Origin of the sequence: Roseovarius tibetensis (assembly GCF_050896375.1) — a bacterium.
GTDB classification, from domain to species: Bacteria; Pseudomonadota; Alphaproteobacteria; order Rhodobacterales; family Rhodobacteraceae; genus Roseovarius; species Roseovarius tibetensis.
The window spans coordinates 1-4304 of the sequence record NZ_JBPBBB010000091.1 but is presented as its reverse complement, the minus strand read 5'-3'; the positions used below and the strand labels follow the sequence as shown (position 1 = coordinate 4304).

Below are 4304 nucleotides of genomic sequence, written 5' to 3'. Positions count from 1 at the left end.
GTATGGCTTGGCCTGCCGGGCAATCCGCTATCGGCCTTCGTCACCTGGCAGGTTTTCGGCACAGCCCTGGCCAGGGCAATGACGGGCGAAACGGGACGCGGACCGGCCCGCCGCCATGCGGTCACCGAGCGGAGCATCGGCCGCAAGCCGGGGCGTTGCGAGGTGCGTCTGGCGACGCGTGTCGGGTTCGATGCCGCGGGCCGCGAGGTCGTCACCTTCGACGATGCCATCCATTCGGGCCGCGTTGGCGGCCTGCCGCGCGCCGACGGCCTGATCTTCCTGCCCGCCGAGGTCGAGGATCTTCCAGCCGGTGCGCTCGTCGATTTCCAGCCCTTGCGGTAAATGTAAGGACCATTGACATGATGCTTGCCTATACCATGGCCATGGGGCGCGGTAACACGGACCTGATCCTCGAAAGGCTCGCCGCGATCCTTACCACACGGGGTTTGCGGTGCTGCGGCACCGTCCAGATCAACACCAAGCCTGCAGATGAAAGCCCGTGCGACATGGATATCCGCGTACTGCCCGATGGCCCTGTCCTGCGCATCAGCCAGAGCCTCGGCCCGTCTGCACGTGGCTGTCGGCTCGATCCAGCGGCTCTCGAGGTGGCGGTCGGGCTGGTCGAGTCCCGTCTCACCGCCGGTGCCGATCTGCTCATCATCAACAAGTTTGGAAAGCACGAAGCAGAGGGGCGCGGGTTCCGGGCCGTGATCGCCCAGGCCGTTGACATGCACGTGCCCGTTCTTGTCGGTGTCAATGCGCTGAACCGCGAGGCGTTCGAGGACTTCGCCGAGGGGCTCGCCATTCACCTGCCACCCGAGCGCGGCGCGCTTGATGACTGGGTTCAGGACGCGGTGCGCGGACGGCTCGCGGATGCCTGAGCATGTCCTCATGAATCGTGCGGTGTGAATCGGCATGCATGTTTTGGATGCCCCTTCGATTCCCGGATTTTCTGAGCATGTGAGCGGGTGCGGTCATGTTGCAGGCATCTCGGGAGCGCCTGTAATCGACGGGCGCAGTCATTCATCATCCGGTCATTACTTTCGCGACGGTGCTCGGAACACCGTCTTCTGGTCGCGGGGCGTCGCGAAATTCGCAAGACAAGCCTCTTCAAGGGGTTCGGCATGCCGCTGCGCCGAACCGGCAACCGGACCGGATCGATGCAAGGATCAGGAACAAGGACGCGCCACATGACAAAATGTACCAGAAAGAGGACGTTCCGTCACATCATTCTCGCCTGTTTGGCGGTGGTCGCCGGTTCCCTGACCGGGCCGTTGGCGGAGGCACAGGAGACGCAACCGGTTTCTCCGAACCTCACGCCGAAACTTGAGCATCTGCTGCGCACGGAAATGCGCGCCGTCGAAGACGCCAGCCGGGAGATCTTGTCGGCACTGATTGCCGGCAATGACGCGCGTGTCGCAGAGCTTGCACAGAATATCCACGACAGTTTTATCCTTAAGCAGAAAATGACGCCACAGGACAAGCAGGCTCTGATAGCCGCGGTACCGGACGATTTCGTGGCGCAAGATCGGGCCTTTCATAACCTTGCAGCCGGGCTTGCCAAAGCGGCACGCGATGGTGACAGCGATTTGCAGCTTGCGGACTTCGGTCGAATGATCGAGGCCTGCACCGCCTGTCATGCGCGCTATGCGACGGATCGCTTTCCCATGCTCGCGGAATAGAGACTTTGCGCTGGCGCAATGCATAGCCGATTCTCTACCTTTTGCAGATGAACTGCGGGCTACCTGCGGATCTGCCTCGGCATCTGTGTTGCTGACCTTGCTCTCCGGCGCACTCTAATACTGCCGACACCAGCGGGTCGTGTTTCGCGGGCCAGATGGACGCAAATTTCCGCGACCAGTTTGATCTGCAACAAAGTCCCGTTGTGGTTCCGGCCGCAAGATACAGTCATGGAACATATTCAGACCCTCAGAGAGCTGGGCCTCTTCGACGCGCGCGTGCCGCGCTACACGTCATATCCGACGGCGGCGGTCTTCACACCGCAGGCCGGGGCAGAGTTTCAGCAGGAGGCACTCCACGGTCTCGATCCGGATGTGCCTGTGTCGGTCTACATCCACATCCCGTTTTGCGAACGCCTGTGCTGGTTCTGCGCCTGCCACACCCAGGGGACCCGGACGCTCGGCCCGGTCGAGGCCTATATCGCCACACTTGAGGCGGAGCTTGATCTGATGCGGCGTACGGTGCCTGCCGGGCTGCGCATGGGGCGGCTGCATTGGGGCGGCGGCACGCCGACGATCCTGCCGCCGCCGCTGATCCATCGCCTTGCGCGCGCGATCCGCGCGGTGTTTCCGCCGGATGACGAGTTCGAATTCTCTGTCGAGATCGACCCGACGATGGTCGATCGCGCCAAGATCGACGCGCTTGCCGCCGAGGGCATGACCCGCGCCTCCATCGGCATTCAGGATTTCGACCCCGAGGTGCAGGCCGCGATCGGCCGGATTCAACCGTTCGACGTCACGCAAGCCTGCGTCGATGACTTGCGCGCGGCCGGGATCACGTCGCTGAACACCGATCTCGTCTACGGGCTGCCGCATCAGACACCGGAGCGGATCACCGATACAATCGCCAAGGTGCGCAGCTTTGCACCGGATCGGGTGGCCCTCTTCGGCTATGCGCATGTGCCCTGGGTGTCCAGGCGACAAAAGCTGATCGACGAGGCTGCGCTGCCCGATGACATGGCGCGCTACCGGCTTGCGACCTTCGCCGCGGCGCAATTCGCCGAAGCCGGGCTGACGTCGATCGGCATAGATCACTTCGCCCGCCCGGGCGACGCGCTCGACACAGCCCTCAGAACCGGGCGGCTACGGCGCAATTTCCAAGGCTACACGGCGGATACCTGTCAGACACTGATCGGTCTCGGGGCCTCATCGATCTCGCGCTTTCCGGCGGGCTATGTGCAGAATGCCCCTGCGACGGCGGCCTATATCCAGCGGATCGAGGCGGGCGGGTTTGCCGGATCGCGGGGCTATGCCCTGACCGACGAGGACCGGCTGCGCGCACGCGCCATTGAACTCCTGATGTGTGACTTCATGATCGATCTTGACGCTCTTCAGGCGGAATGCGGACCGCGCGCCAAGACCCTTTTGGACACCCTCACACGCATCGCCGCCAAGTATGACGGGGTCGTGCGACTGCGCGAGCATCAGCTCGAGATCGCGCAGGAGGGCCGACCGCTGACGCGCATGATCGCGGCCGAATTCGACCAACACGTTCCGGATCGTATGACGTATTCCCGGGCATCCTGAATCTTGACCGGGACTGAGATCGGTTCGCATCACCTTCAGGACAGTTTCGTTCATCGAAAATGTCAGGCGGCGTTGTTGCGCAAGTCAGGCGTGATGCGTGACTGCCCTTATACCAACCTGCACGGATCAGAACTCTTGTGCCTATTGGCGGCATCCGATGGAAGCGACGCGGTCGGGCTGGCTGGTCAGTTTGTTCCACGCGGCACAGCAATGATCGAGGATCTCGTCATGGAACTCGAAGATGCGGTTGGAGCGCCAATTATCGCGCACGAATTGCCAGATGTTTTCGACCGGATCGAGTTCGGGACATTTGGCTGGCAGCGGGAGGACGCAGATATTGTCGGGCATGACGCGCGCGTCGGTCATATGCCAACCGGCCTATACATGAGCACGACGGCGTCGGCACCCGGTGCCACGGTACGGGCGATTTCGGCATGGTGCAGGGGCATCGCGTCGGTATTGCAGACCGCCAGGACCAGCCCCGCGCCCTTGCCCAGGGCGGGGCAGATCGTCCCGAAGACATGGCTCGAGATGGTGCGCTGATCATGCGGTGCCGAGGGGCGTGTTCCGCGTTTCGCCCACCGGCGCGTGATCTTGTTTTTTCCGAGCTGCGTGCGCCTCATAGTGGAGCCAGACCTCTGTTGCAGTGCCTTGCGGTAGGCTTGGGCACACCTTTTCCAGCCTGGTTGGAATCGGGCATTCAGCGCGCTGTCTCGGTATCGCTGTTGCATAGGTAGGGATTGATCTGGCTCTCTCTCCCCCGGAAGGCTCCTATCGCGTTTTTGGCGGATCCTCGAAAGCATGAGAAAATCGTCGGAGACGTTCTTGATCGGCCAGCACGTGCCGCGCCCACGCGTTCTGGTTTCATGTCTCCTGCGATCGGCGGCTTGGCCGGAGATCATCGAGGATGGCATAGAAGGCGGGCAGGACCAGCAGGACCAGAACGGTTGCACTGATCAGTCCGAAGACCACCGAGATCACCAACGGTTTTACCGTCTGCGCCTGCGTGCTGGTTTCCAGCAGCAAGGGCGCGAGGCC

5 protein-coding genes and 1 pseudogene are annotated in these 4304 nt (G+C 62.5%); 5 read left to right on the top strand and 1 reads right to left on the bottom strand.

Annotated features, from left to right (window positions below):
- The 5 genes and pseudogenes from ACROSR_RS20270 to ACROSR_RS20250 all read left to right on the top strand — a co-directional run.
- Positions 1-342: pseudogene (locus ACROSR_RS20270) on the top strand (gephyrin-like molybdotransferase Glp); the annotation flags it as partial.
- Between the two features lie 17 nt (positions 343-359).
- Positions 360-881 (top strand): DUF2478 domain-containing protein, encoded by a 522-nt coding sequence (locus tag ACROSR_RS20265; protein ID WP_432687685.1) that lies wholly within the window; start codon positions 360-362, stop codon positions 879-881.
- A 309-nt stretch (positions 882-1190) separates the two neighbouring features.
- On the top strand, positions 1191-1682 hold the full coding sequence (locus ACROSR_RS20260) for a cytochrome c (RefSeq protein ID WP_432687684.1): 492 nt from the start codon (positions 1191-1193) through the stop codon (positions 1680-1682).
- 228 nt (positions 1683-1910) lie between these two features.
- Positions 1911-3266, top strand: coding sequence for an oxygen-independent coproporphyrinogen III oxidase (gene hemN, locus ACROSR_RS20255; protein ID WP_432687683.1), 1356 nt, complete (start codon positions 1911-1913; stop codon positions 3264-3266).
- Between the two features lie 3 nt (positions 3267-3269).
- A complete protein-coding gene (locus ACROSR_RS20250) occupies positions 3270-3809 on the top strand; it encodes a hypothetical protein (protein WP_432687682.1) in 540 nt (179 codons plus the stop codon).
- A gap of 321 nt (positions 3810-4130) precedes the next feature.
- Here the strand turns inward: ACROSR_RS20250 and ACROSR_RS20245 are convergent, their stop codons facing one another.
- The gene (locus ACROSR_RS20245; protein ID WP_432687686.1) at positions 4131-4292 is read right to left on the bottom strand and encodes a hypothetical protein; all 162 of its coding nucleotides are present in this window, start codon (positions 4290-4292) and stop codon (positions 4131-4133) included.
- Between the last annotated feature and the right edge of the window lie 12 nt (positions 4293-4304).

Excerpts from the sequence above, each read along its gene's own strand:
- ACROSR_RS20265 (WP_432687685.1), top strand. The coding sequence starts at position 360 with ATGATGCTTGCCTATACCATGGCCATGGGGCGCGGTAACACGGACCTG.
- ACROSR_RS20260 (WP_432687684.1), top strand. The coding sequence starts at position 1,191 with ATGACAAAATGTACCAGAAAGAGGACGTTCCGTCACATCATTCTCGCC.
- hemN (WP_432687683.1), top strand. The coding sequence starts at position 1,911 with ATGGAACATATTCAGACCCTCAGAGAGCTGGGCCTCTTCGACGCGCGC.